Annotated in this window: 29 protein-coding genes and 1 pseudogene; 13 read left to right on the top strand and 17 right to left on the bottom strand. The window is 66.5% G+C overall.

Annotation, left to right across the window (positions count from 1 at the left end):
* Positions 1-28 precede the first annotated feature (28 nt).
* The 5 genes from ACQR1B_RS20600 to ACQR1B_RS20580 all read right to left on the bottom strand — a co-directional run bounded on the left by ACQR1B_RS20600 (position 29) and on the right by ACQR1B_RS20580 (position 4,583).
* Positions 29-751, bottom strand: a complete 723-nt coding sequence (locus ACQR1B_RS20600; protein ID WP_434833149.1) for a DUF3750 domain-containing protein — start codon at positions 749-751, stop codon at positions 29-31.
* 145 nt (positions 752-896) lie between these two features.
* Positions 897-1,721, bottom strand: coding sequence for an SH3 domain-containing protein (locus ACQR1B_RS20595; protein ID WP_434833150.1), 825 nt, complete (start codon positions 1,719-1,721; stop codon positions 897-899).
* A gap of 201 nt (positions 1,722-1,922) precedes the next feature.
* Positions 1,923-2,735 carry a DUF2066 domain-containing protein gene (locus ACQR1B_RS20590; protein ID WP_434833151.1) on the bottom strand — a complete coding sequence of 271 codons (813 nt, stop codon included), beginning with the start codon at positions 2,733-2,735 and terminating at the stop codon, positions 1,923-1,925.
* Positions 2,736-2,754: 19 nt separating this feature from the next.
* Positions 2,755-3,048 (bottom strand): copper-binding protein, encoded by a 294-nt coding sequence (locus ACQR1B_RS20585; RefSeq protein ID WP_434833152.1) that lies wholly within the window; start codon positions 3,046-3,048, stop codon positions 2,755-2,757.
* 683 nt (positions 3,049-3,731) lie between these two features.
* Complete coding sequence (locus ACQR1B_RS20580; protein WP_434833153.1) at positions 3,732-4,583, bottom strand: 3-hydroxybutyryl-CoA dehydrogenase; 852 nt, start codon at positions 4,581-4,583, stop codon at positions 3,732-3,734.
* 344 nt (positions 4,584-4,927) lie between these two features.
* Between ACQR1B_RS20580 and ACQR1B_RS20575 the strand changes: the two genes are divergently transcribed.
* From ACQR1B_RS20575 to ACQR1B_RS20540, 8 genes and pseudogenes are all read left to right on the top strand, one after another.
* Complete coding sequence (locus ACQR1B_RS20575; RefSeq protein WP_434833154.1) at positions 4,928-5,125, top strand: hypothetical protein; 198 nt, start codon at positions 4,928-4,930, stop codon at positions 5,123-5,125.
* A gap of 117 nt (positions 5,126-5,242) precedes the next feature.
* Positions 5,243-5,449, top strand: coding sequence for a hypothetical protein (locus ACQR1B_RS20570; protein ID WP_434833387.1), 207 nt, complete (start codon positions 5,243-5,245; stop codon positions 5,447-5,449).
* A 138-nt stretch (positions 5,450-5,587) separates the two neighbouring features.
* Positions 5,588-6,242: pseudogene (locus ACQR1B_RS20565) on the top strand (DUF72 domain-containing protein); the annotation flags it as partial.
* A gap of 210 nt (positions 6,243-6,452) precedes the next feature.
* Positions 6,453-7,190: a Crp/Fnr family transcriptional regulator gene (locus ACQR1B_RS20560; RefSeq protein ID WP_434833155.1), complete on the top strand. Its 738-nt coding sequence runs from the start codon at positions 6,453-6,455 to the stop codon at positions 7,188-7,190.
* Positions 7,191-7,263: 73 nt separating this feature from the next.
* The gene (locus tag ACQR1B_RS20555; RefSeq protein ID WP_434833156.1) at positions 7,264-8,643 is read left to right on the top strand and encodes an HWE histidine kinase domain-containing protein; all 1,380 of its coding nucleotides are present in this window, start codon (positions 7,264-7,266) and stop codon (positions 8,641-8,643) included.
* A gap of 497 nt (positions 8,644-9,140) precedes the next feature.
* Positions 9,141-10,016 (top strand): hypothetical protein, encoded by an 876-nt coding sequence (locus tag ACQR1B_RS20550; protein ID WP_434833157.1) that lies wholly within the window; start codon positions 9,141-9,143, stop codon positions 10,014-10,016.
* Positions 10,017-10,126: 110 nt separating this feature from the next.
* Positions 10,127-10,333, top strand: a complete 207-nt coding sequence (locus ACQR1B_RS20545) for a hypothetical protein (RefSeq protein ID WP_434833158.1) — start codon at positions 10,127-10,129, stop codon at positions 10,331-10,333.
* 116 nt (positions 10,334-10,449) lie between these two features.
* Positions 10,450-10,830 (top strand): hypothetical protein, encoded by a 381-nt coding sequence (locus tag ACQR1B_RS20540; protein ID WP_434833159.1) that lies wholly within the window; start codon positions 10,450-10,452, stop codon positions 10,828-10,830.
* 138 nt (positions 10,831-10,968) lie between these two features.
* On the opposite strand, the gene ACQR1B_RS20535 is transcribed toward ACQR1B_RS20540, so the two are convergent.
* The 4 genes from ACQR1B_RS20535 to ACQR1B_RS20520 form a co-directional block, all read right to left on the bottom strand.
* Positions 10,969-11,805, bottom strand: coding sequence for an HD domain-containing protein (locus ACQR1B_RS20535; RefSeq protein ID WP_434833160.1), 837 nt, complete (start codon positions 11,803-11,805; stop codon positions 10,969-10,971).
* A gap of 366 nt (positions 11,806-12,171) precedes the next feature.
* On the bottom strand, positions 12,172-12,561 hold the full coding sequence (locus ACQR1B_RS20530; RefSeq protein WP_434833161.1) for a cytochrome C: 390 nt from the start codon (positions 12,559-12,561) through the stop codon (positions 12,172-12,174).
* Positions 12,551-13,435 (bottom strand): hypothetical protein, encoded by an 885-nt coding sequence (locus tag ACQR1B_RS20525; protein WP_434833162.1) that lies wholly within the window; start codon positions 13,433-13,435, stop codon positions 12,551-12,553. Before ACQR1B_RS20525 ends, ACQR1B_RS20530 begins: the two co-directional genes overlap by 11 nt.
* 241 nt (positions 13,436-13,676) lie before the next feature.
* Entirely contained in the window at positions 13,677-13,859 is a 183-nt protein-coding gene (locus ACQR1B_RS20520) for a hypothetical protein (protein ID WP_434833388.1), read from the bottom strand.
* 214 nt (positions 13,860-14,073) lie between these two features.
* Between ACQR1B_RS20520 and ACQR1B_RS20515 the strand changes: the two genes are divergently transcribed.
* From ACQR1B_RS20515 to ACQR1B_RS20505, 3 genes are all read left to right on the top strand, one after another.
* Entirely contained in the window at positions 14,074-14,307 is a 234-nt protein-coding gene (locus ACQR1B_RS20515; protein WP_434833163.1) for a DUF6894 family protein, read from the top strand.
* A 13-nt stretch (positions 14,308-14,320) separates the two neighbouring features.
* Positions 14,321-14,482 (top strand): hypothetical protein, encoded by a 162-nt coding sequence (locus ACQR1B_RS20510; protein WP_434833164.1) that lies wholly within the window; start codon positions 14,321-14,323, stop codon positions 14,480-14,482.
* Positions 14,483-14,599: 117 nt separating this feature from the next.
* Positions 14,600-15,001, top strand: a complete 402-nt coding sequence (locus ACQR1B_RS20505) for a hypothetical protein (protein WP_434833165.1) — start codon at positions 14,600-14,602, stop codon at positions 14,999-15,001.
* A 15-nt stretch (positions 15,002-15,016) separates the two neighbouring features.
* On the opposite strand, the gene ACQR1B_RS20500 is transcribed toward ACQR1B_RS20505, so the two are convergent.
* From ACQR1B_RS20500 to ACQR1B_RS20485, 4 genes are all read right to left on the bottom strand, one after another.
* Entirely contained in the window at positions 15,017-15,943 is a 927-nt protein-coding gene (locus tag ACQR1B_RS20500) for a 2-hydroxyacid dehydrogenase (RefSeq protein ID WP_434833166.1), read from the bottom strand.
* Positions 15,940-17,250 (bottom strand): ArgE/DapE family deacylase, encoded by a 1,311-nt coding sequence (locus ACQR1B_RS20495; protein ID WP_434833167.1) that lies wholly within the window; start codon positions 17,248-17,250, stop codon positions 15,940-15,942. The genes ACQR1B_RS20500 and ACQR1B_RS20495 overlap by 4 nt, the downstream gene beginning before the upstream one ends.
* A 36-nt stretch (positions 17,251-17,286) precedes the next feature.
* Positions 17,287-18,573, bottom strand: a complete 1,287-nt coding sequence (gene gabT, locus ACQR1B_RS20490; protein WP_434833168.1) for a 4-aminobutyrate--2-oxoglutarate transaminase — start codon at positions 18,571-18,573, stop codon at positions 17,287-17,289.
* Positions 18,574-18,688: 115 nt separating this feature from the next.
* The gene (locus ACQR1B_RS20485; protein ID WP_434833169.1) at positions 18,689-19,576 is read right to left on the bottom strand and encodes a LysR substrate-binding domain-containing protein; all 888 of its coding nucleotides are present in this window, start codon (positions 19,574-19,576) and stop codon (positions 18,689-18,691) included.
* A gap of 387 nt (positions 19,577-19,963) precedes the next feature.
* Here ACQR1B_RS20485 and ACQR1B_RS20480 point away from each other — a divergent pair, with 387 nt between their 5' ends.
* Complete coding sequence (locus tag ACQR1B_RS20480; protein WP_434833170.1) at positions 19,964-20,215, top strand: hypothetical protein; 252 nt, start codon at positions 19,964-19,966, stop codon at positions 20,213-20,215.
* Positions 20,216-20,281: 66 nt separating this feature from the next.
* Here ACQR1B_RS20480 and ACQR1B_RS20475 read toward each other — a convergent pair whose 3' ends face one another.
* Both ACQR1B_RS20475 and ACQR1B_RS20470 read right to left on the bottom strand, forming a co-directional pair.
* Positions 20,282-20,872: an NADPH-dependent FMN reductase gene (locus tag ACQR1B_RS20475; protein WP_434833171.1), complete on the bottom strand. Its 591-nt coding sequence runs from the start codon at positions 20,870-20,872 to the stop codon at positions 20,282-20,284.
* Between the two features lie 130 nt (positions 20,873-21,002).
* A complete protein-coding gene (locus ACQR1B_RS20470) occupies positions 21,003-21,254 on the bottom strand; it encodes a hypothetical protein (protein ID WP_434833172.1) in 252 nt (83 codons plus the stop codon).
* 360 nt (positions 21,255-21,614) lie between these two features.
* Here ACQR1B_RS20470 and ACQR1B_RS20465 point away from each other — a divergent pair, with 360 nt between their 5' ends.
* Positions 21,615-22,073 carry a hypothetical protein gene (locus ACQR1B_RS20465; protein ID WP_434833173.1) on the top strand — a complete coding sequence of 153 codons (459 nt, stop codon included), beginning with the start codon at positions 21,615-21,617 and terminating at the stop codon, positions 22,071-22,073.
* Between the two features lie 34 nt (positions 22,074-22,107).
* On the opposite strand, the gene ACQR1B_RS20460 is transcribed toward ACQR1B_RS20465, so the two are convergent.
* Entirely contained in the window at positions 22,108-23,304 is a 1,197-nt protein-coding gene (locus ACQR1B_RS20460) for an acyl-CoA dehydrogenase family protein (RefSeq protein ID WP_434833174.1), read from the bottom strand.
* Positions 23,305-23,324: 20 nt separating this feature from the next.
* Positions 23,325-24,437 (bottom strand): dimethylsulfone monooxygenase SfnG, encoded by a 1,113-nt coding sequence (gene sfnG, locus ACQR1B_RS20455; RefSeq protein WP_434833175.1) that lies wholly within the window; start codon positions 24,435-24,437, stop codon positions 23,325-23,327.
* Positions 24,438-24,530 lie beyond the last annotated feature (93 nt).

Here is a 24,530-nt window from a genome sequence, read left to right as displayed (position 1 = left end):
GCAACTCAGTCACGAGCAGCGCGCGTCCTCACGCCAAGGGCATGCCGAGGCGGCCGATCCCGGGAAATTTCAGCGCCGGCCGGCGCAGATCGAGGCCCAGAACTCCGCCGAAGACGTTGAGTTCGATCCCTTCGATCCAGCCGACGGTGAGGCCGAGATAACCGCCCGCTGACACGAACAGGCCGGTTCCGGACGCCGTCCGTCCCCACCAGCCATCATAGGGAAAGTCCTTGCCGATGGCAGTCGGCGGCAGCACGGCATTCAGCTCGGGAACGGCATTCAACGCCGCCTGCACGAAGGTGTTCGAGTTCGGCCCCGGCCAGGCGTTGTAGTCGCCATAGGCGCGGAAGCGATAGGTCTCGACCACGCCGCGGATCTTCGGAATCACGCGCTCGGCTTCGGCGCCGTCGACGGCCAGCACCGTTTCGGGCAGAGCCCCGAACCAGCGTCCGTCCGGCGCGAAGCCGTCGACACGGATCGGCTCGCCCCACGCCGTGTAGTCATAGCGAGTATAGCGCGGCGCGCCCTTCTCCTTGACCACGATCCAGGTGTGGACGGCGAAGATGCCGCGCCAGCGCACCGTACGCGCAGCGAACACGCGCACGACCGCGTCGGCGTACTGCGCAGGAGACGGCAGCAGGCCCGCACTCGAGCGATCCGCGCTCTGCCAACTGCCGCGGCGATCGCCGCGCAGATAGTTCGCGGCCGAGAGCGAGATGGGGGCGATGATGAGCAGCAGGAAGACGAGCACGAGTTTTTCACGGCAGATGAATGACAGTGACCAGGACGACCCGGATGTAGTCATTGGTCGCGCCTTTGCCACTGGCCAAGGCACGATGGCACGCGCAGTCCTGTAACGGTTCGCCGTCCCATATCCCTTGCACGGCACGGCCAGCTCAGTGCCGGTGGAACCCGCCACCGGACCCGGACCGGCCGCCGCCACGGGCACCGCTCGCCCCGATGCGCGGCGCACTCATGACGGAGCCGCCTCCGAAATGGGACGTTGCACCGACCTGAGGCCCACTGCCGATCATGGCTCGCGTGCCGCCGATCTGCGCGCGCGCACTCTGCGACGGCCCCCCGAGCCGTCCGATCGATGGTTGCACGGCATTCACGGGCGTTGCCGTCTGCGCGGGAGCCCTTGCTGCGATCCCGGGTCCGGCCGGCGCGGCCACCAGCGCTGGTGTTCCCGTCGCCACGCGCGGCGGGCGAATTCCGGCTGCAGCCGCCGCGCCCATTCCGGCCGCGGGTTGGGCCACGGGACCGGCACCGCGCGGGCTCATTCCAGGCTGCGGCGGATTTTGCGCCATCACCGGCGGATGCCGGTGCCAGTAGCGGTTCCAGAACGCGTGCCGGTGATACCAGGGACGTCCGAAGTAGAAGCTGCTCCAGTAGGTGGTCAGCACGAACGGCGCGACCGGCACGTATTCGACATACTCGGGCAGATCAACGTATTGCTCGCGGTAGAGATAAGCGAGCGCCTGCGCCGCGACCCAGCCGCGTTCGCTCTTGAAGCTGACGTCACACCACGCGCCACCTTGAATGCAGCCGTAAATGGTGATGCGAACGCCCGCCGGAATGCGGTCGACGACGGGAAAGCCGGGACCAGGTCCGGCGCGCATCGTGGCCGATGTGCGCACGAGGCCAGGCGCTGCTGCAGCGAGTGATGCGGGCGCCGCGATCAGCACTGCGGCGACGAGATACGTTCCGAGTTTCACCACGAACACCCTCCTGTCTGGCTTCCGGGGCGAACGCGGGACGTGCCCGTTCTCGTCTGCGTCGTCTTGCCCGCTCCGGCATGAACTCGACGGCGAGCGTGACAGGCTATCGCGGCGACCTCACGGCCTTATGGTGGACATGGTGGTCCGTCTGGGCCGCATTGATGGATGGGTTGAGATCGGCAAGCGGCACGCGCCGCCCACTCACGGCGCACCGTTGCCGGACAGGATCTGCGCCACGCCGCCCAATCCGCGGCGAAACGCTTCGTCGAAGGTCACGCCGCGAAACTGCCATCGATGTTGAGCGCCCGCCGCATCGAGCTGCCATTGCGACACCCAACCGAGATCGGAATCGTCCCAGGTGAGATGACCGCGCAACGTCACCTCGGCATCCGGCAGTGACGCTGCGAACGCCGCAGGCGGAAGATCAGCGCCGTCAAGGGCGAGTGTGCCGACCTGCGATGCGCTGGGAAGCGAAACGGCCAGGCCGCGCTTGCTGGCCGCCGCGCGCAGCGCCTCGCGCTGCAGATCGGACTGCCGGTCGTCCGACGTCACGAGGTAGGTCCGGCTCCCGAACGACATCGCCACGATCGCGCCAATCGTGGGCCGCGGCGTCAGCCAAGGCTCGAGCTTGAACGTCTGCAGCAGATCGTCGATTTTCGCACGATTGAACGTCACGGTCAGGTCATAGGGCCGGTCGCGCGTGCCCTGCTCGTCGTGCTTCGGCTTGCCCGACATCTGGTCGTGATAGTCGAAGCCCGTGACGAACTCGCCCGCGCGCGCCTTGGCCGGCGCCAGCCTAGCATCCTCTCGGAGTTGGAATGCGCCGGACACCTTGATCAGGACATCCTCCAGGCAGAGTGCAAACCCCGTCTGGCGATTGTCCACGCCCTGCCCGGTCACGACGGTCTGGGCCCGATAGAGATCGTCGGCCTCTGCGCCATCGCAGAGACCGACGATCACCCAGAGACAAAGGCCCCATGCACCTCGGCGCAGGAGACCTCCGCGCGATCTCATGCTGTCCTCGCGATGGCTGCTATTTCTGCCGTTCGAGCTTGATGATCGTCTTCGCGCCGGCACCGTCGGCGGTGGAGAATGTGACGCGATCGCCTGCGTGTACCTCCTCCATCATCGCATTGTCCTTGACCTTGAATTCCTCGGCGGCTGCCGACGCATTGGCGCCCACGGTGCCATTCTGAGCGCGCTTGATCGCGACCGTTCCATTCAGCCGGTTGATGCCGGTCACGACGCCGGTTGCGCCCTGCTCGGCAGCAAGCACAGGCAGGGTCCCCACGAGAGCCGCGGCCAGAATGATCGTCGTTGCTTTCATTGCTCTTCTCCTGCTGTCTGGTTCCGCGGCAGACAAGACGCCACGAATTCCCTTGGTTCCCGGCGCCAGTCTACGCCGGACCATCATGCTTGCAGATGAACAGCGACGACGTGACGCGTCGCAATTCACCAACGTTCGCTGGATTGGCGAACTACGCATGACAGCTTGCCGACCGGCGCATACCGACCGGCAAGGCGCACGATATAGTCATTCTCCGCGATATTTCATCGGACGCCGCCGATGTCGTTCCTGCGCTCCGTTGCCGCCATGACCCTTGCCGTAACGTCGAATTCATTAAAGCGTCATGATGCGCCTTGACAGCATCGCCGCACAGGAGGAGCATCTCGCCGTCACTCGATCGACGCGGCGATCCACGATGTCGCTGCGGCGACCGAGCGGCAGCAACCCTCAGGGATCGCGAGATTCGGGGAGGTTCAATGACGCCACCTCAGTATCAAATCCGCTGATTGCGACGGCATCGCTTCGGACCATCGCAGAGCGGCACATCACGAACGGCACGCCGGGTCGCGGCTTAGTGGGCTGCATCAGCGAGGCATTGCCCCTTGCCCGCCCGGCGCTGTGCCGTGTCGATCGGAATCCGTCGATCTGGCAAACCCGTTGCATCGAAGGCGCGACGGAGCGATGCCCCGCCGCGCAGCGACGATTGGGTCGCGGTGGTTCTGCTATTTGTTGTAGTCGTAGAATCCCTTGCCGGTCTTGCGGCCGAGCTGGCCCGCAGCGACCATTTCCTTCAGCAGCGGCGCCGGACGATATTTCGGATCGTTGAAGCCGTTGTAGAAGACCTCCATCACCGACAGCATGGTGTCGAGACCGATCAGGTCCGCAAGCGCCAGCGGGCCGATCGGATGATTGCAGCCGAGCTTCATGCCCTCGTCGATGTCGGCGGCCGTTGCGATCCCTTCCGAATAGGCGAAGATCGCCTCGTTGATCATCGGGCACAGAATGCGGTTCACGGCAAAGCCGGGGCTGTTCTTGGCGGTGATCGCGACCTTGCCGATCCGCTTGGCGAAATCGACGGCTGCCGCATGGGTGGCATCCGAGGTCTGCAGGCCGCGGATCAGCTCGAGCAGCGCCATCATCGGCACCGGGTTGAAGAAGTGCATGCCGATGAAGCGGTCGGGCCGGTCGGTGGCGGTCGCGAGCTTGGTGATCGAGATCGACGAGGTGTTGGTCGCGATCAGCGCTTCGGGCTTCAGGCTCGCGCAGAGGTCCTTGAGGATCCTGAACTTGAGCTCCTCGTTCTCGGTCGCAGCCTCGATGACCAGATCGCAGGTCGACAGCTTTGCCTTGTCCGTGGTGCCCGTGATCAGAGACAGCGCCTTGTCCTTGTCGGCTGGCGTCATCTTGTCCTTCTTGACCAGGCGATCGAGGCTCGAGCCCACCGTCGCGAGCCCGCGTGCCACCGCCTGCTCGGAAATGTCCACCATGACGATCGGGACGCCGGCCGCGGCGCACACCTGCGCGATGCCGTTGCCCATGGTGCCTGCTCCGATGATGCCAACCGTCTGAATCATTGCCGATGCCTCTTTCGCCTCATTGGGGGCCGCGCGCCCCGCGCTCCAGAGTTGCTTAACAGGCTCTCGCTCCGGCCGGTAGGCCTCCGGAAGACTTCGCAGATTGGAGCAGCCCGCGGCGACCCGGTAAGCCCGGCCAAGACCCGCCCCCCGACGGTTTGGATTGCCACGATGGACAGGGCCGATTCCCGGGGAGTTCGGTGCCCTCCGCAAATCGACCATGTCGATCGGAACGCCCGCTCACGCCGGCGGTTCTCACGACCTCGGCGATGCGCTCTGGCGCCACCGTCGGGCCACCAAGCTGCCGACCGCCCTGGCGATGCGCAGCAACGACGGAGAGTGACATGGGACTGGCTCAATATGCGATCGTTGCAGTGGACGATCATTGGAGCGTGCTGCACGATGGCAACGCACATGGCGACTACGCGACCAAGGAGGCCGCCTTCGAATCCGCCGCCGCGGCGGCAACGATCGCGGTCAAACAAGGACACGAGGTCCATCTCAGCGTGCCCGGCAACGATGCTGAACGTCCCAACAAATAAGGAGCACGGAATTGAGGGGGCTCCTCCTGATCGACGTGCGTCGGCGGGCTAGCGTGTGTTCGCGACATGCGCCCGCTGAAGTCGCAAGCTCCTGCTGACAGCAAACAGGAGTTGACGATGACACCCAGGAGAAACCGGCGCAAACAGACGGTCCCGTTTTCCGAACGTCTGCGTCAGACGGCAACCATCGCGCGGGCCGCGGCACAGCGTCTGCCGGCAGGCCAGGAACGCGAATCCCTGCTGAGGAAAGCCCTCCAGGCCGAGACCGCCGCACACCTTAACGAGATGCTCAGCGCGCCGATCATGCAAGCCGCCGTCCGTTGAATGCGGCTGGGGCGCTGACGTCCGCGGGACCTGATCATTTTGTCAATTTGCCATCAATCGCGAACCAGGCATGGAACTGCAGCTCACCGAAACGCCTTTGAGTCCAGATGCTCCCGTGATCTCGGCAAAGGCAGGTCTATGGCTCGGGTCGTCGTCGGCACCTCGGGATGGCACTATGCGTCTTGGCGCGGCCCGTTCTTTCCGCATGACCTGCTCGTCCGACATCAGCTGCGCTACTACGCCAGTCAGTTCGAGACGGGTGAACTAAATGGCGTGTTCTACCGGACGCCGACCGAGGCCTCCGTTCAAAACTGGTATGATCAGACCGGAACGGATTTCGTCTTCGCTTGGAAGGCGTCGAAGTTCATCACGCACTGGAAGCGGCTCTCCGAGCGCTCCGTCAACAGCCTCACGCTGATGGAGAACCGGCTGTCGCTGCTCGGCAACAAGGCCGGACCCGTGTTGTTTCAGCTGCCGCCGCAATTCGAAGCCAATCACGAACGGCTCGCATCGTTCCTGCCACTGCTTGCGCCCCACCGCCGCTATAGCTTCGAGTTTCGTCACCCGAGCTGGTTTACGCCCTCCATCATGCGGCTGCTGAAAGATGCGAACATCTCGCTGTGCCTGTCGGATCATCACGACGCGCCAGCACCATGGAAACGCACCGCGGACTTCGTCTATGTCCGCGGACATGGCCCGGATGGGCGCTACAAAGGGCAACTATCCCGACGCCATGCTGAAGGCCTGGGCCAAGCGCTTCCGCTCGTGGTCGGCGCATGGCATCGACGTCTATGCCTATTTCGACAACGATCAGAAGAGTGCGGCGCCCGCCGACGCATTGCGGCTGCGTGCCCTGCTGCACGCTCATCGCCGGCCGCGCGGTGGAACTACACGGCCCTCCCGGAGTTACACCAAACGTGCGATCACCGAGCCATTGTGGAAAGATGAATTATTGTAGCCGTGCCCCATGGAACCCCTTTGAGCGACTTGGGGGGACAGCTTCTTGAGTCACCTCGTCCGCAAGCTCGAGAACTTCGTCCGCCTCTCTGCGGGCGACCGGCTGATGCTCAATCGCGCCGCGGCGCAGCGGGTGAGGACCTTCGCCCCCCGCAGCGACGTTGCGCGCGAAGGTGACAAGCCCAAGGACGTGCACCTGATCCTGAACGGCTGGGCCTGCCGCTACAAGCAGCTGGAAGACGGCCGCCGCCAGATCATCTCGTTCTTCCTGCCGGGCGACATTTGCGATCTCAACATCTTCGTCCTGCGCGAGATGGACCACTCCATCGGCACCATCACGCCGGTCGCGATTGCCGACCTGCCGCGCGAGTTCTTCGACGAGATCTCAGCCGCCTATCCGCGCATCGCCACCGCGTTCTGGTGGGAAACGCTGGTCAACGCGGCGATCCAGCGCGAATGGACCATGAACCTGGGACAGCGCAGCGCCTCCGAGCGTATGGCGCATCTGTTGTGCGAACTGTTCTTCCGGCTGCGTCTCGCCGGGCTCGCCGAGGACAACAGCTGCAGCTTCCCCCTGACGCAGGCCGATCTGGCCGAGGCCACCGGGCTGTCGAAGGTCCATGTCAACCGCACCCTTCAGGAGCTCCGCGCAAGCGACCTGATCGTGCTGAAGGGCAAGATGCTGGTGCTGCCGGACATCGAGCGTCTGATCAGCGCCGGCCTTTTCAATGCGAATTATCTACATCTGGACCGCGAAGGTCGTCAGCTCGATGCGAACGAGTGAGACGTTTCGACGCGCCAACGCCATGCTGCTTGCGCGACGCCGATCCGGTCGCGCACTCTGCCGGGAAAAGGCGATGGTCGAACAGCGCATGGGTGACGGGCCTTTCGAGCAGGAGATCGTCCAGCGGCTCGGGCTGATGCCCAACCTGTTCAGATCGGCGCCTGCCGCCCCGGAAACCACCCGGCAGCTGTGGCAATTCGCGAAAAGCGCCTATCTCGACGCTCCGCTGCCGGCCCTGTTCAAAGAGCGGCTCGCCGTCCATCTGTCCCGCCTGGCTCACTCGCCCTATTGCCTGACCCGACATTTCGGCTTTCTGGTCGGGCTGGGCCGCCCTGCAGGCGACCCGGCGTGCCCACCGGAAACGATCGATCGCGCCCGGCGGCTGCTCACGCGGCCGCTCGCCGATCCCGCGCGCATCACGGCCGCGCTTGGGCGGCTCGAAGCTGCCGGGTCACCACTGGAGATTCCCGAGCCGGGCAGCGAGGCGGAGGCCGACCTGTTCGAGGCGGCCTCGGCACTGTTTACGCAGAGCGATGCGTCCGGCCGGTCGGGACGGGCGATCCGCCGCGCCCTGGGCGACACCCGGTTCGAGCTTCTGGCCGGCCTTCTCGCCTATCTGCGTCTGGCGCATTTCTGGACCGACGCGCACCCCGAACTGACGATCGATCCGGACGTGCGGGCGCTCGCACGCGCCGATCCCGAGCTCGCCGCGTACCTCGGCTGCAGCGAATTGCGGGATGACATCCCGACGCCGACAGAGTCTCGTTCGACCGATGGCGTATCGCGCGATCACCAGCGGCAGCGCCCGATGGCTATCGACGACACGGCGCCGTTCGCGATGGCTGCACACCAGAAGCGCCTGCTCACCGAGTTGCAGCACCGGGTGCGCAACATGATCGCCGTGATCCGCTCGATCATCCGCCGCACCGCAGACTCGAGCGAGAGCGTCGAGGACTTCGCGAGCCATCTCGAGGGCCGCATCAGCGCGCTGTCGCGCATTCAGTCCGTCATCATGCGCGATCCGCTCGCCGGCTTCGATCTGGCCGAACTGATTGCCGATGAGCTGCGCGCCGGCGCTGCCCGCGAAGGCCGTCAAGTCTCGCTGACCGGCCCCGCCGTAAGGATCAAGGCAAAGGCGGCCGAGAGCATCGGGCTTGCGATGCATGAGCTCGTGACCAATGCGCTCAAATACGGCGCGCTGACCGTCCCGCGCGGTTTCATCAGCATCGCCTGGCGTCTCGACGAGCGCGATGCGGGCCGCTGGCTCGTCATCGACTGGACCGAGACCGGCATGTCGGGCCATGAGCTGGCGTCCGACCGGCAGGGTTTCGGCACGGTGCTGCTCGAGCAGATGCTGCCCTATGAAGTCGGCGCCCGCGTCATCAGGCGTTTCGAGCCGAGCGGCCTGCGCTGCGAGATCGCGCTGCCCGCCGACGACATCCTGACGGATTGACCCATCGGCAAGACTGGCCGGGCGGGGCGGAGACGCCATCGGCGTAGCCTTCGCCGTCCAATCGGAGTATGGTTGACCGCACGCCCGGTGGGGTGGCTGCATGAAACGCGCAATCGCCACGTCATTGCCTTGGTTTGACCTGATATGGCAGGGAGTGCGGAGTTCGCGAGGGAATCGGCCGAGCGTCGGCGCATTGGAACGATGATGGGACGTTCCGAGGCATTCGATGAAGGCCAAGATCGACAGTGCACATGCAGAAGCATGCGCACGCGGGACAACCGGTATCCAGGTTCTGTTCTGAGCGGCCCCCCGGGCCTCGCGTCGCGTGACGTGGTCATCAACGAACGACCTCGCCATCTGACGTTGCTGCCACGATACGTTGCTGCCACGAGACGTTGATACGACGAGATGTTGGTACGACGGAGCGTTGGGAGGAGACATCGGGACGGAGCCGAGCGCCGCTGATGCGGCGCACGACAATGGAGGACGGAGCGTCAATGCTTGCAACGACGACGACGAAAGATGGCGATCAGCAGCCGCACGCGGTGATCGACCCCGATATTGTGCTCGCAGCGCGTGCCGATCGTCCGGGCGCCGAAGCCGAGCGCCGCAGCGCGCAGCGGCCGCCGGATGTGCCCTCGCCCAAGATCGATCCCGAGTTCCGGACGCAGACGGTCAGCGGTCTCGCCGCCGACGAGCGGCGCAGCACGGTCGGCACCTGGGTCGTGCGGACCGTCCTGGCCGTGCTGTTCGCCGTTGGCAGTGCCGTCGCCGCGGCCGCCTGGCAGAGCTATGGCGACCAGGCCCAGGAGGTCATCGCGCACTGGATACCGCGGATTTCGCTCGTGTCGAACGCCGACAAGGATGCGACGGCGCAACCGGCGCCAGCATCGGCGCAGGAGACCGCCGCGGCAACGCCCGCGCAGGGCCAGGAGCCGGCCACCGGTGCGATCGCCAGCGCCTCGCAAGAGCAGGCACAGCTGTTGCAATCCATGTCCCACGACCTCGCGGCCTTGAGCCAGCAGATCAGCGAACTGAAGGCGAGTCTCGCGCAGCTGAAGTCGGGCCAGGACCAGATGGCGCGCGAGATGGCGCGCGTTGCGGATGCCAAGCCGAGCGAGCGCACGGCCGAGGCGCGGCCGTTCGATCCGCGCGCGATCGAGCAGACGATCCGGCCGCGCCCTGCCCCGAGACCCGCGACGGCGGCGGTGACACCGGTGCCGTCGGCAGCGGCGGTGCCGCACCGGCCGCGGCCGCCGGTGTCGGCGGCCAATACGGTCCCGCCGCCACCAGCCCCGATGGCCCTGCCGTCCGCCCCGGCCCCCGTCGATCCGGACCAGCCCGTCGTGCGCCCGCCGATGCCGGTGCGCTGACGCCGGTCGGCGCACGCGCTGCGCAGCGGTCGGTGGCGCACAGCGACTTGTCGCGATGCAGCTTTCCGAGCTAAGGAACCGCGCGTGAAATGCGCCAATGCGAGGGGTTCATGAGCCTGACCGATCCGACCATCCTGTCCGCCGCCGAGCTTGCGGACCGCATCGCGATCCTGCGCGACAACATCCGCCAGATTACCGAGCAGGCCGCGTCGCAATCCGGCGCCGCCGACGAGGAGCGCAATGCCGATCGTCTGGCCCAGCAGAGCGATGAGCTGGACGTGCTGCTCAAGGAGCAGGAGCGCCGCCTCAGCAAGTAGCCGGAGCCGCGGGCTCCTGGCGCGATCAATTCGTGAATGCTGCACTGCCCTCGTTGTTGATCGCGCCGCAGTCCAAGGCTAGCCTCACCGAAAATAGACGGGAGGCTGCCCAGACGATGCGTTCCAAACTGATGATTGCCGCGTTGCTGATGGCCGCGGCGCCGGCCAGCGCCGAGCCGCGCCACATCTACACGACCATGGTGCTGGAGGCGTTCGCCACCAAGGTCGAATGTCCCGGCATCGACGTCGTCTACCAGGATCTGGTCAAGAAGGCGCAGGACATGCAGATGCCCGACGGCACCACCGAGAAGGTGCGCCAGGCGATCGCCTACATGCACACCGGCGGCAAGATGGGCCAGAAGCAGGACGACGACCTGATGGCCGAAGTCGCAGTCGCCACGCAGGCGATCGACATGGATCAGCGGCGCCTCGGCATGACCAACTGGTGCGAGGAACACAAGAAGACGCTCTCCGGCTTCATCCGCCCCAAGGGCTGAGGGACGAGCCGAGGCCGGGCTTGCCCGGCAAGGCCGCGCGGTGGAACCCAAGCGGCCACTGCCGCTCGGCTCTGCGCCTTGAGGCCCGGAGCGAGAGCTATGCTCGGCCACATCGACGAGGCCGGCGGCCAGCGTTGATCAGCTCTGCGGGCCGGACAACGAGATGTCGCGCTCGGCGCGGAACACGTTGGCGTAGAGATTGGCGATCCACTGCCGCCCCGTCGAGGTCATGTTGAGATAGCGGATCTCGGTCTGGATGTGCGGGGCGACGCTGTTCCAATAGAACTGCGGATAGCGGTTGACGATGTCGGCCGGGGAACCGTAGCCGAGCTGCCGGTTGATGCCGACCTCCTCGAACTCGTGATACAGCGCATTGGCCTTGCGGATGTAGTTGGGATCGCCGAGCTGTCCGATCAGATCGGCGGCGCGCACGATCGACTGCTCCTCGTCGAACTGCTGGCCGGCGAGCGGCGGAAAGCGCGTGCCCTCGATGGCGCGGGCGATGCGGTCCTTGTCGAGCGGCGCCATGCCCTCGATGCGGTTGATCACGTACAGCTTGGAGCGGTCGACGTGATACGGCATCAGGCTGGCGTCGGAGGAGCCGCGCGGCAGGCAGATCTTGCGGCCATTCCGATCGACGATGAAGCCGTCGCCATCATCCTCCTTGAACAGGCCGCGCACGTAGCCGATGTCGTGCAACAGGCACGCCATGATCACGTGAACGTAGTCGTCCGCGGTCATGTGGCTGTGCAGCGCGCGCCCGCGCAGAATCTCGTGGCCAGCGAGCGTCACCAGCAAGGTGTGCTCGACATTGTGGTAGAGCGCGTCGCTGTTGCCGATGCATTCCAGCGCCGTGCGCGCAGCCGCTGGGAGCGTCTCCGACAGCTGGGTGTGGGAGGAGCCGAACCGCCGGCGCATATAGGAGCTGAGGAACCGCTCCAACGCCGCTGCAGCGAGCTCCGGTAAGGTCATCATCGCTGCTGCCTCGGACAGCTCAAAACACAACTCTGAAAGACACAACGCGGCAAAACATAAATCACCAGAACGGTAGGACGCCAATCGCCAACATAAACCGCTCGGCAAGACATGGCCCACATCAAGCGGCAGACGAAACACAGCCAACGAGACGCTGCCAACGAGACACTGCCAACGAGACACTGCCCGCAAGACATTGACCAACGAGGTTCGCTTGCCTCGAAGCTTATCCCACTGCTACGGGTCCGAACATTAGCGCAGGTTGCCAAGCTCGGCCACATCCGGGTGAAGACGACCGGAAAACTGCGGACGCCGGCGGGCGGAACCTCGCTCGTTGCGCTCGGTTCAGCTGGCGCCCGACGATATCTAGCGTCCCCGCACCGGCAGCGGCGGACGTGTCTCGCCGCCCTTCGCCGCCCGCCGCGCAATCGTCTTGCGTACAGGCAGCGTCGCTGCGGGCGTATCAACCGATTGCAGATAAGTGCTCAGCGCCGATGCCGAGGCGGCGCTGCTCGTGTAGTGCTGCTGCAGGAACAGATAGAGCGTCAGGCGGAAACGGCCCTTGGCGAGGCCGCGAGCCGAGCGGTGGCAGGTGGCGCAGCTGTCGGCGAACAGCCGCGCGCCGGATTTACCAGCATCGAGGTCTTCCGCCCTTGCGCCACTGACAACGAACAGCAACAGCGCCGCCGCTCCCAGCCGCGCCGCCGAAGCGGTTCGGGGCGTAGCCCCAGCTCCCGCGCGACGCTCAGGCGACATCGGCGCGCGGACTCTCCTCTGCCGGCATGCCCAGCGCGTCGAGATCGACCAGCGCCGGATCGTCGGGCTGCGGCTCGCTCTGCTGCTGCCCGCTGCCATGGACATGCATCAGCGTCTGCACCCGCCGCGCGTTGAGATAGTCGACGTGCTGATGTGACAGGGCGAGCGGCAGCAGCGCCTTGGGGAGCGCCGTCATGGTGAAGGCGGCAACGCGCTTCACCTCCTCGCCCTCGCGCCAGGTCAGCGGATTGAGCGTGTAGATCATCTGGCGATCGGTCTCGGGTGCCGGCAACTGTCTGACCTCGGGCGGCGCCAGCAGCGCCACGTTGATGTTGCCGGCCCGCGTTCGTGTCGCGGCTGCGCGCAGTTCCCAGCAGATCAGTTCCGCGGCCGACAGCACCTCGCGCCGGATATCGTCGACATCGGCGGCAAAGCGGCTGGCTTCGCTCAGCGCGGCGCGGCCACGGGTGACCGCATCGACAAGCGACGCAGCACCGATCTCGAAGCGCGGAACCGCCTGCTCGATCGCCGAAGCGACCGCCTCGATGTCGTTGGCCGCGCGGTCGCGATCGCGCTGCGCCACGGCGTCGGCAAAGGCGCGTTCCGCCAGGGTGATCTGCTCGTCGCATTCGGCGACGGACGCCCGCAGCGCCTTGGCCTTCTGCTCGACGGCCTGCATTTTCGATTCGACGCGATCGAGCTGGCCGTTGCTGGCTCCTGCCTTGGCGAGCCGCTCGGCGGCGACCCGCTTTTCCTCCAGCGCCTGCTCGGCCACGCGCAGCCGCTCCGCCAGCCGCTGCCGCGCAGCCCGCTTGTCCTTCAGCGCGCGCTCGAAGATCTCGACCGGGCTCAGCTCACGCTTGAAAAAGACCATGGCAATCATCCTTGGACGGCGCACGCGCCGACAGCGTTGGTCGACGGCGAATCCGCGGCCGAATCATTGCCTGAATGTTGCGTGCAAATTGGGTCGGAAACCAGGATGAGAATGCGACCGTCCCCTCTTGACGGGACGCCGCCCAACGCGGGGGCCGAGCGGCAGAGTCGGCCACACGGCGCAGCGCGCAGCCGGATCTTCCGCACGGAACCCGAGATTCCGAAAAGAAGAAGCCTCGGCGTCAGCTCTGATGCGGCCCGCGCATCATCTTCATCGCCTCCACGATGTGACGCCATTCCCGCGCGTCCTCGGCCTCGCCGCCGCTCTCACACTGCTGCGCCTTCTGCGCGGCCTGCGCGATCGCCGAGGCCCCGTGCATCTCGAGCATCTGGCGGGCGATCGCATGAATCTGGGTTTCTGACATCATGCCTGGGCTCCCTGCTGGAATTCGGCGTTAACCACGACGCCCGCGGCGAGTTCCACAATCGGCAAATTGTGTGATTCCGGTCACGGCCGATGCGGTTCCAAAAGGTCACACTGGGCCCGTAATATACCCTACGGGCTCAATCGTAATTTCGCATCGCGCGCTGCGCTGCTACTTGTGGGTCAGATTCGATCTGGTGGCTGAGGAGTGAGACATGACGCAGGTCTTCTTTCATTGCTCCAACGACGATGAGATCCTGATCGACCGGCGCGGAACTGCCGTTTTCGATCTTGCCGAGGCCCGCGATCATGCGACCCGGGTGATGCATGCGCTGATTTCGGCCGAGAGCAAGGAGGACTGGCGAGAGTGGGTTCTTCACGTCGCCGATGATCTCGACGAAGAGATCTTCGCGATGCCGTTCTCGTCGATTCTCGGCCGCATGCATTGACGTCGAGGTTCCGATGTTCATCTCCGGTACCCGCCGTTTGGCTGCCTTGCGCGATCGCTGGAAGAGCTTCTTCGCGCTGGTCAGCGATCCCTATCGCCCCGAGCGCTACTACATGCGCGGCCCCGGACCGAAATGGCGCGCCAAGCATGACCACCGCAGAGTAGCGCAGAACTGACCGTCGCCGCGCATCTGCGACTTGCGGCATCGCCGGCAAAACGGCCGTAACCGGCCGCATTCTTCTCGCCACATTTGTCCTTCATTCCGGCGATGGTGAGACGGAGGGGGACATCACATGACCAGAATGCTGGCCGCATCGGCGCTTGCAATCACACTGATGGCGTCGGCCGCGATGACATCGACTACGTGGGCGGATGAGCATCGTGGTGGCGATGCGGCGCTCGGCGCGCTGTCGGGTGCCGTCGTGTTCGGCCCGGTCGGCGCCGTCGCGGGTGCCGTGGTCGGCTACACTGCCGGTCCGTCGATCGCGCGGTCCTGGGGCTTCCGCCGCTCGCGCGCAGCCCGGTCGCAGCAGGTCCGCCGTCCGGTCAGGAACAGCCAGGCGGCGATGGTCGACCCGCAGCAGCCCATGCAGGCTGCGCCGCGCAGCATGCCGCCGTCACAGCCGCGGAGCGTCGCGGCTGCGCCTCCGGCCCCGCGTGGCCCGGTCGCTCCGCCCGTGCAGACCCTCGAATAGCGCAGCCGGCTCCGCTCAGTAGCCTCGCGCGCGGTCGACGACGTTCAGCAGCGTCTCGCCGCGCAGCAGTCGCCGCGCATTCTCCGCGACCTGTTGCGTGATCACCTCCCATGACGCGATCGCCGCCATGTGCGGCGTCACCAGGATGCCCGGCTCGCGCCACAGCGGATGATCTGACGGCAACGGCTCCTGCTCGAACACGTCGAGCACCGCCCCGCGCAGATGGCCGCTGCGCGTGAGCGCCACCAGGTCGTCCATCACCACGTGCTCGCCGCGGCTGCACAGGATCAGCGCGGCGCCCTTCGGCAACCGGCTCAGGCGGGCCGCATCGAGCAGCCCGACCGTCGACGGCGTCAGCGGCAGCAGCGAGACCAGAATGTCGGTCTCGCTGAGGAAATCATCGAGCGCGTCGGCGCCGCTGAAGGTCCTGACCCCGGCAAGCTGCTTCGGCGAGCGCGACCATGCGCTCACGGCGAAGCCGAGCGCGACGAGACGCAGCGCGGCGTCGGTGCCGAGTTCGCCGAGCCCGAGAATGCCGACCCTGCGATCCGCGGCGGCGCACTGGTCATAGCGCCGCCAGAGGCCGTCACGCGCATTGCTGATCACGCGGTCGAAGTCGCGATGGAAATACAGCGTGCTCCACAGCACGAACTCGGTCATCGCCGAGGTGATGCCGGTGTCGACGATCCGGCACAGCGGAACGTCGGGCACGGTCGGATCAGAAAGGATGTTGTCGACGCCGGCCGCGATCGCATGAATCAGTTTCAGCTGCGGCATCGCCGCGAGCGCGCCGGCTTCCGGCTTCCAGCACACCGCAAGCTCGGCGTCACGTGCCGCCGGCTCGGGCCATGACGACACCGTCACGCCCGGCAGCTCGCGCGCGAGCAGCGCCTTCATCGGATCCATCAGGCCGGGACGGCTGAGTAGCGCGACGCTGATCATGCCTTGGACGATACCTTGCGCAGCCCGCACCATTGCGCGACGAACATCGCGATCGACAGCGTGGTCTTGCGCACGCTGTCGAGATCGACGCGCTCGTCGAACGCATGCGGCCCGATGCCATAGGGGCCGTAGCACAGCGCCGGAATGCCGTAGTCGACCGTGTAGTAGCGGGTGTCGTTGACGGCCGTGGACAGCCGCACGTCGAGCGGCTGCTCGAACACCCGCGCATGCACCTCGGCGAGTGCCGCCTCCGCGGCGGTGCCGGGCTCGCACACCGCCGGATCGGCCTGGAAGCCGCTCCACACCAGCTCCACCGGATTTTCCGACAGGAAACGATCCGTCGCCTGCGCCTTGGCGAGACACTGCTCGATGCCGGCCATCGCCTCTGCCGGCGTCTCGCCGGGCAGCACGCCGAGACGGCAGTCGAGGTCGCACCAGGCCGGCGTCGAGCTCGCCCAGTCGCCGCCCTTGATGATGCCGACGTTGAACTTGATCGGGTCCTTCACCGCGGCGAACCAGGCGTTCGACGTCGCCCGCGCGTTGACCTCCTTGGTATGCTCCTGGAAGGCGCGGATCAGATGCATCGCCGAGAGAATGGCGTTGGTGCCGGTCTCGGCATAGGCGACATGCACTGGCGTGCCGCGCACACGCAGCCGGAACCAGATCGCGCCGACCTGGGCGCGGGTCAGCGTATGGCCGGTCGGCTCGGGGATCAGGCAGGCATCCGCCGTATAGCCGCGCATCAGAGTGGACAGCGCGCCGTTGCCGGTGCTCTCCTCCTCGGTGACGGTCTCCAGATGGATGCGTCCGTCCGGCACGAAGCCGGCGGCCCTGATCGCGTCGAGCGCGAAGATCATCGCGGAGACGCCGGCCTTCATGTCCTGCGCACCGCGCCCGATCATCCAGCCGTCGCGCACGACGGCCTCGTAGGGCGGATCGTTCCACAGATCGCTCGGCCCTTCCGGCACGACATCGATGTGACCCTGCAGGATCAGGCTGCGGCCCTTGCCCTCGCCATCGAGCGTCGCCACCACTTGCTTCGACCCGTCGAGCGCGATGCTGTCCATCGGCGCCGCCTTGGGATGGCGCATCAGGTCGACATCTTCAAGGCTGAAGCGGTCGACCGCGTAGCCGCGGCGCTCGAACTCGCCGGCCAGCCAGTCCTGCACTGGTGCTTCTTCACCGCGCAGGCTGCGGAAGCGGACGAGCTGCTGCAGGAAGGCGACCTGCTGCTCGAAATTGGCATCGATGGCGGCGGCGAGCCGCTCCATCACGTCGTTCGGCACAGCCGCCGCAGTTTCAGTCACACAAGCCTCCAGCCTTCCCACTCACCCCAGCCGCGCTCAGGCGGCCAGGCATTTCTCCAGGATCGCGAGCCCTTCGTTCACGATCTCATCCGACGCCGTCAGCGGCACCAGGATTCGGATCGTGCTCGCGGTCACGCCGCAGGACAACAGGATCAGTCCATTCTCATGGGCAATCCGCGTCACGCGCTTCGTCATCTCGGCATCCGGCTCGTCACTGCCGCGCTGCTTGAGAATATCGAATGCAACCATCGCGCCAGGACCGCGCGGCCCGGAAACTGGAACCAGAGTGTTGGCGCGCGAGAATCTGATGATGGCAGCCCGCAGCCGGTCGCCGATGGCGTTGGCGCGGTCGAGCAGCTTCTCCTGCTCGAACACGTCGAGCACGGCGAGCGCCGCCGCGCAGGACAGCGGATTGCCGCCATAGGTGCCGCCCAGGCCGCCCGGCTCGGCCGCGTCCATGATCGCGGCGCGGCCGATCACGCCCGACAGCGGCATGCCGCCGGCGAGGCTCTTGGCGACGCAGATCACGTCCGGCTGCACGTCGTAATGCTCCATCGCGAACATCTTGCCGGTGCGGCCGAAGCCGGTCTGCACCTCGTCCGCGATCAGCACGATGCCATGGCTGTCGCAGATCCGGCGCAGGCCCCGCATCAGCTCCGGCGGCGCCTGGTGGAAGCCGCCCTCGCCCTGCACCGGCTCGATGATGATGGCCGCGACCTGCGAGGCGTCGATGTCGGCCTTGAAGATGAAATTGATATAGGACAGCGTGTCCTCGACCGAGACGTTGCTGCCGGCGACCGGAAACGGCGCATGCCAGACGCCGGGCAGCGGCGGCCCGAACGGCTTCTTGTACGGCATCACCTTGCCGGTCATCGCATTGGCGAGCGCAGTGCGCCCGTGAAACGCGCCGGTGAAGGCGATGATGCCGCTGCGGCCCGTGGCGGCGCGTGCGATCTTGATGGCGTTCTCGGTCGCCTCGGCGCCCGTCGTCAGCAGGATCGACTTCGCGGGGCCCGCGATCGGCGCCAGCGCGTTGAGCCGCTCGGTCAGCCGCACATAGGGCTCGTATTGCAGCACCTGAAAGCAGGTATGGGTGAAGCGGTCGAGCTGGGCGCGGATCGCCGCCACCACGTGCGGATGGCTGTGGCCGGTGTTGAGCACGGCGATGCCGCCGGCGAAGTCGACGTAGCGCTTGCCCTCGACGTCCCACACTTCGCTGTTGAGGGCGCGGTCGGCAAACAGCGGCGTCGCGTAGCTCACGCCCCGCACGACGGCCTCGTGCCGTCGCGCCAGCAGGTCCTCGTTCGCCAAATTCGCAGTCATGGCTCAACTCCTGATCGGAAAATCGAGCTTCAGGCTAAGGAACCGGCGGTCGCGATCAATCAGCTTGTTCCGCACGACAGGTGACTTCAAGACACCAGACGGAGATGCAGCACACCTATTCGGCCAGCACCTTCTTCAGCCAGGCCCGCAGCGCGACGATGGCGGGCTCGTTCCAGCGCTCCCTGAGCGCGACGAGCTGATAGGCGCCCATCTGGATCGCGGAGGGCATCGCCTCCACCAGCGCGCCGCTGCGCATGTCCTCGGCGACCAGCACCTCGTTGGCGAGCGCGACGCCCTGGCCGAAGCGCGCCGCTTCGATCGCGAGATGCGCGTGCCACAGCCGCGGCCCGCGCAAGGTCACCGGCTCCCGATGGCCGGCCAGTTCGAACCAGCGCTCCCATTGCGCGGTCGACTCCTCGTGGATCAGCGAGGCCTTGGCGAGCCCCGCGAACGTCGTGATGGCGGGAAAGCGCGCCAGATAGGCCGGGCTCGCCACCGGGAACACGCGCGGCCGCACCAGCTCCTCGGCCACCACGGCGCCGCCCGGATCGATCGCCTCGGCATAGACGATCTCGGCATCGGCCTCGCCGCGCGCGAGGTCCGGATGCGACAGGGTCGGCTGCAGGTTGATGTCCCAGTTGCGCGGTGGGCCGGTCAGTTCGGGCAGCCGCGCCAGCAGCCGGCGGTTGGCGAGGCCGGGAATGCACCAGATGTTCAGAGTCGGCCGCGCCGCAGGGCGAACCGCCGTGGTGGCGCGTGCGATGATGTCGAAGGCCTGGGTGACCTCGGCATGAAACTGGCGCCCGGCCTCGGTGAGCGCAAGGCCGCGCCCCTCGGCGCGCACCAGCGCCACGCCGAGACTGCGCTGCAGGTTCTGCAGATGGCGGGAGACCACGGTGTGGCTGACGGCCAGCTCATCGCCGGCACCGCGCACGCTGCCCTTGCGGCCGACGGCCTCGAAAGCACGCAGCGCGATGAGGGAGGGCAATCGGAGTCGCGTCATGGCTCGCACGGTTGTCAGCCTGCGCGATCCACTCCCCCGTCCGCCGGCAAGCGAACCGCCGCGGTCCACAGTTCACGCGGCTGATGTCGGACCGCCGGCCACCGTGGCGGCGTCCGTTGACCGAACGCAATCCGCTCCGATCGGAGTGCTGCATGAGGCCATGAGGGCGCTTACGCGCGTCCCGTCGCTCTTAGCGCCCGAAGCTGCCCGACGCCAGCCCACATCCCGCCACACTCGGCCTACGTGGCAGCTCATAGGTGCCAGCGTTAATGCGGTCTGCTCCCTGGTGATGATCCATGAGGCATCAGGTCGCCGCCTGCATCATTTGCCTAAAAGTTTCCACAATTCCGCTTTGAAACGTCACGGCTTCGAGCAGGAGAACCCCACATGCGGATCACCCCCGTGATCTTCGTCGGTTCGCTAGCCGCCATCGTCGTGACGGCAGCTCCCGCACCGGCGAAGAATTCCCAGACGTCAAAGACCGACGAGCAGACGACCGCGTCCTCACCCTGCCGCGCCTACCAGCAGGCGCCCGATGGGACCTGGACGGAGCTGCCATGTCAGGGCCAGGGCCAGGCTGCGAGCGCACCGCGGCGCCAGCAATCGGTGACCACTACCCCGAGCAACGCCTCGCGCTAGGAGGCCTGCGCGACGAGCCCGCCGGAGCGCGCGCCTTGCGTTCCGGCCCCTGCGCGCGAAGCTTTCTCAGTAAGGCGGCGCCTTGCGCGCCCGCTGCTCCCTGCCCGCCTCGACCCACCACAGCAGATCGTCGGCGAAGCGCGGAAACGCATGTTCCAGCGCCTTGCCGGACTCGCCTGTCGGCTTGCCGTCGGCCGACAGCGCCTGGCCGATCGGCCCGACCGCGAGCGTGCTCGACACCACGACCATGCCCATCTCCGATAGCGTGCCGTGCCAGGCGGTGGCGGCGCGCGCGCCCGACAGCCGGCCGGCCGAATAGCTCGCGATCGCCGCCGGCCGCCAGAACCATTCCTCGAGGAAGTGATCGGTGAGGTTCTTCAGCCCCGGCTGCATGCCCCAATTATATTCGCCGGTGACGAACACGAAGCCGTCGGCGGCGCGGATCTTGGCCGCAAGCTCGGCCATGACAGCAGGCGCCTCGCCGGGTTTGTACTCCTTGTACATGCGGTCGAGCATCGGCAGCCCGATCGCCTTGGCGTCGATCAGCTCGACGTCCTGTCCCTTGGCGCGCAGGCCGTCGACGACGAATTGCGCCAGCCGGATGCCCATCCGGTCGACACGATAGGAGCCGTAGAACACGAGGATGCGATTGCTCATGACGGGTCAACTCCTGGCCGGATGATCCGTGCCAGTCTACCACGCTTGCATCCTCATCGCAGGGACGCCGCGGATCGGTCCGGTGGCCGATCGGCGGCGGGTCGTGGGCGAAGGCCGCAGAGCGCGGCGCCTAGCGGGTCACCGTGGCCGAGGCGGAGCGCTCCGACGGCCGCCCGAACACGCTGCGGCAGCCGTCGCTGAGGCTGGCGCGCTGCTTCATCATGCAGGCAATGATGCGGTCACGATCGGGAATCTCCGACGCGCACAGCCGGAACACGTCGCCGGTGCACAGCCGCCGCTGGTCGTCCTCCGTGAAGGCATGGCCTGCGCGCGGGCTGGCGACCAACCCCAAGGCAAGCCCCGACACGGCAAGCCCCGCCATCGCCACATTCCTAGTCCGCATCCTGAACAGATGAGTTCGCATCGACGTCCCCAATTCGCCCGCTGTTTGTCCGGTTCACCCGCTGCTCTCGCTGCTGTCGCGAAGCAGTTGCCGCCGCAGAATCAAATGATGACACACGGCCGCGCGTCTTCAACACGCGCTCTCGGTCCTGCACCACAATTTTGCCGGCTGTTGCATCTTCGACTCCGTCCTGCGTTCGGAACCCGCGAGACGCCGCCAAATCGTCATTCGGCGAACGCAATCCGGCCCAGCGGCGCTCACAGTCTCGCGGCGTAGTGATGGTGTCGCGATGGTCTGGGGCCATCGCGCGCCCCGAGTTGATGTCTGGGAGTTGAAGTCATGGCGTACACGATGATCGCGGAGCGGGAGTCCCAGAAGATCCGCAAGCAGCGCGAAAGCGCGCTGATCGTGATCGCCAACGCGCAGGTGATGGAGGCGGAGGGCTGGACGGTCGTCATCACCGACGAAGACGGCAACAGCCAGCAGCTCGCCGAGTTCGAAGCCGGCCTCTCGGAGAAATTCGCGTCCTGGTACAGACCCAAGTCACGGCCGGTGGAGCCGACGACCATTCCCGCGCCCAACATGTTCACCGCGCCGGCCGATGACGACGCCGCGCCGGAGGCTGTCGTTGCGGCGGAGCTTGCCGCCGAGCAGGTCGAAACGGCTGCAGCCGAAGTCCCGGAGATCGTCCAAGAGATCGCCGAGGACGATTTCGAAACCACCGAGACCGCGAATGCCGCCCCGGCCGAGAAGGCCGCGCGCGACGACATCGCGCTCGACACCGAGCTGGCTGGTTAAGGCTGCGACCGCGCCGCAGCCTCGGGGGGGAGCCTTACTCCCCGCCCTCGTAGAACAGTTCGAGCGGCAGGCCGACCTGCGCCTTGCCGATCCATTCCCGCGCGATGATGTTGGACGGCCCCATCGCGATCGCCGCGCGTGCGTCGCGGAAGGCGCGCTCGATCGGCCCGCGGTGGTAGCCGTAGCCGCCGGTCACCGTCAGCGCTGATGACGCCACCTTGTTGGCGACCTCGGCGGCGTGCACCTTGAACTCGGTCAGCGGGATCAGGATCTCGCTCTGCGGCTTGCCGGCGCGCCAGAGTTCATCGAGCCGGTGCGCCAGTTCGATCCGCCACGGACGCAGGCTCTCGACCAGCACCTTGGCGGCGCCCAGCTCCTGCCGGATGGCCTGATAGTCCGACAGGCTCTTGTTGCGGTCCCTGTGGACGAACCCCGTGGTGTGCGCGACCGCAGCATTCAGCACGCCCCGTGCCAGCCCCTCCCACACCGCGCCGAGCCCGATCAGATAGACCGGCGAAACGCCGTCATAGATGATCTCCTTGCCCTGCCCCTCCGCACCGAGCCGGTCGCGCCTGGGCACATGCACGTGTCTGTAGCTGATGCCGCCGGAATGGTTGGCGCGGACGCCGAGCGCCTCCCAAGGCCTGGACTCGATGCCCTCGGCCTTGCCGTCGACGATGAAGAAGATGATGTCGGCCTGGTCCTTGGCGCCGGGCGTGCGGGTCTGCGCGACGTAGAAGTCGGCCTGGCCGGAGCTGGTCGTGAACGATTTGTCGGCGTTGAGCCGGTAGTCCTCGCCGTCGCGCGAGGCTTCGGAGAGATTGTACCACCAGTGCCCGCCGGTGGCGCGTTCGCTGGTCGAATACGTCCCGAGCAGCCGGCCGCCGTCGGCCTTCAGCCAGCGCTCCTTCTGGTCGTCGCTGCCGAACAAATTGATGGTCTGGGCCGCGCCGACATGCATGACATAGACGAGGCCGGTCGAGGCATCGGCCTGGCCGATACGGTACGCGGCCTCGGCAAAGTCGACATGGCCGAGCCCGAGCCCGCCGAACCTGATGTCGTTGAGCACGCCGGTCCAGCCGGCCTCGGCGAGCGCCAGCAGGTTGTCGCGGGGAAACCGTCCCTCGCGATCATTGCGGTCGGCATTGGCCTTGATCACGTCAGCGACGATGACGTCGAGCTGCGGATACGGGCTGTCCTCGATCTTGCGTGCGGCAGTGCTGGTCGGCATGGGGATGTCTCCTCTCGCTTCTACTCGGCGGCCTGGACGCGCACGCCCGCCTCGGCCGCGGCCTTGGCTTCGAGCTCGCGCACCAGCGGGATAACGTGCTTGCCGAAATAGGCGACCTCCTCCTGGAAATGCAGGAAGCCGAGCAGGACGAGGTCGACGCCGACCTCCTTGAGCGCGACGATACGCTCGGCGATCTGCTGGGGCGTGCCGATCAGATTGGTCTTGAAGCCGTCATTGTACTGGACGAGATCCTCGAAGGTCGATTTCGCCCAGTTGCCCTCGCGCTCCGGCGACGCCTTGCCGGCGTTCGCCGCCTCATGGGCGAAGGCATGGACGGCCTCTGGATTGGCCTGGTCGATGATGTCCTTGAGCACCGCCTGTGCCTCGGCCTCGGTGTCGCGCGCGATCGCGAACGCGTTGACGCCGATCTTCACGGAATGATCGTTGGCCTTCGCCTTGGCCCTGATGTCGTCGACCTGGGCCTTGATACCCTCGACCGAATTGCCGTTGGTGAAGTACCAGTCGGAGACGCGCGAGGCCATGTCGCGCGCGGCCCGCGAGCTGCCGCCCTGGAAGATCTCCGGCTGCGGATCGATCGGCTTCGGCTTCAGCGAGTAGTTCGTGAAGCGATAGAAGTCGCCACGGAAATCGAAATTGTCCGCGGTCCAGATGCCCCGCAGAACGCGGATGAACTCCTCCGAACGGCGGTAACGCTCGTCGTGATCCAGCCAGGGCTCGCCGATGGCTGTGAACTCGCTGCGGAACCAGCCGCTGACGATGTTCACCGCAACGCGCCCCTCGGTGAGATGATTGATAGTCGCAAGCTGCTTGGCGACGACGGCGGGATGCCACGGCCCCGGCAGGATCGCTGCGATCACCTTGAGCGTCGTCGTCGCAGCCAGCAGCGCATGGCTGAACGACACCGATTCATGCTGATATTCGGCGCCGTAGCCGGCGGTGAAGCGGATCTGGCTCAGCGCGTAGTCGAAGCCGCTTGCTTCCGCAATCTGCGCCAGCTTCTTGTTGTAGCCGATGTCCCAACTCGTCCGCTGCTCGATCTTGGAGATCACCAGGCCGCCGGAGACGTTGGGCACCCAGTAGGCGAACTTGATCGGACTGTTCGTGGTGGTCATTTGCCTTCCTCGCTTGTGTTGACGGTGATGAGGGCCGGCAGCGCCCGCACGAGTCGACCGCCGGCGTTCTGTGCGGCCGGCCCGCCGCACAGG

Origin of the sequence: Bradyrhizobium oligotrophicum, assembly GCF_051168495.1 — a bacterium.
Lineage (GTDB): Bacteria > Pseudomonadota > Alphaproteobacteria > Rhizobiales > Xanthobacteraceae > Bradyrhizobium > Bradyrhizobium oligotrophicum_A.
This window is presented reverse-complemented; position numbering and strand designations above follow the sequence as displayed.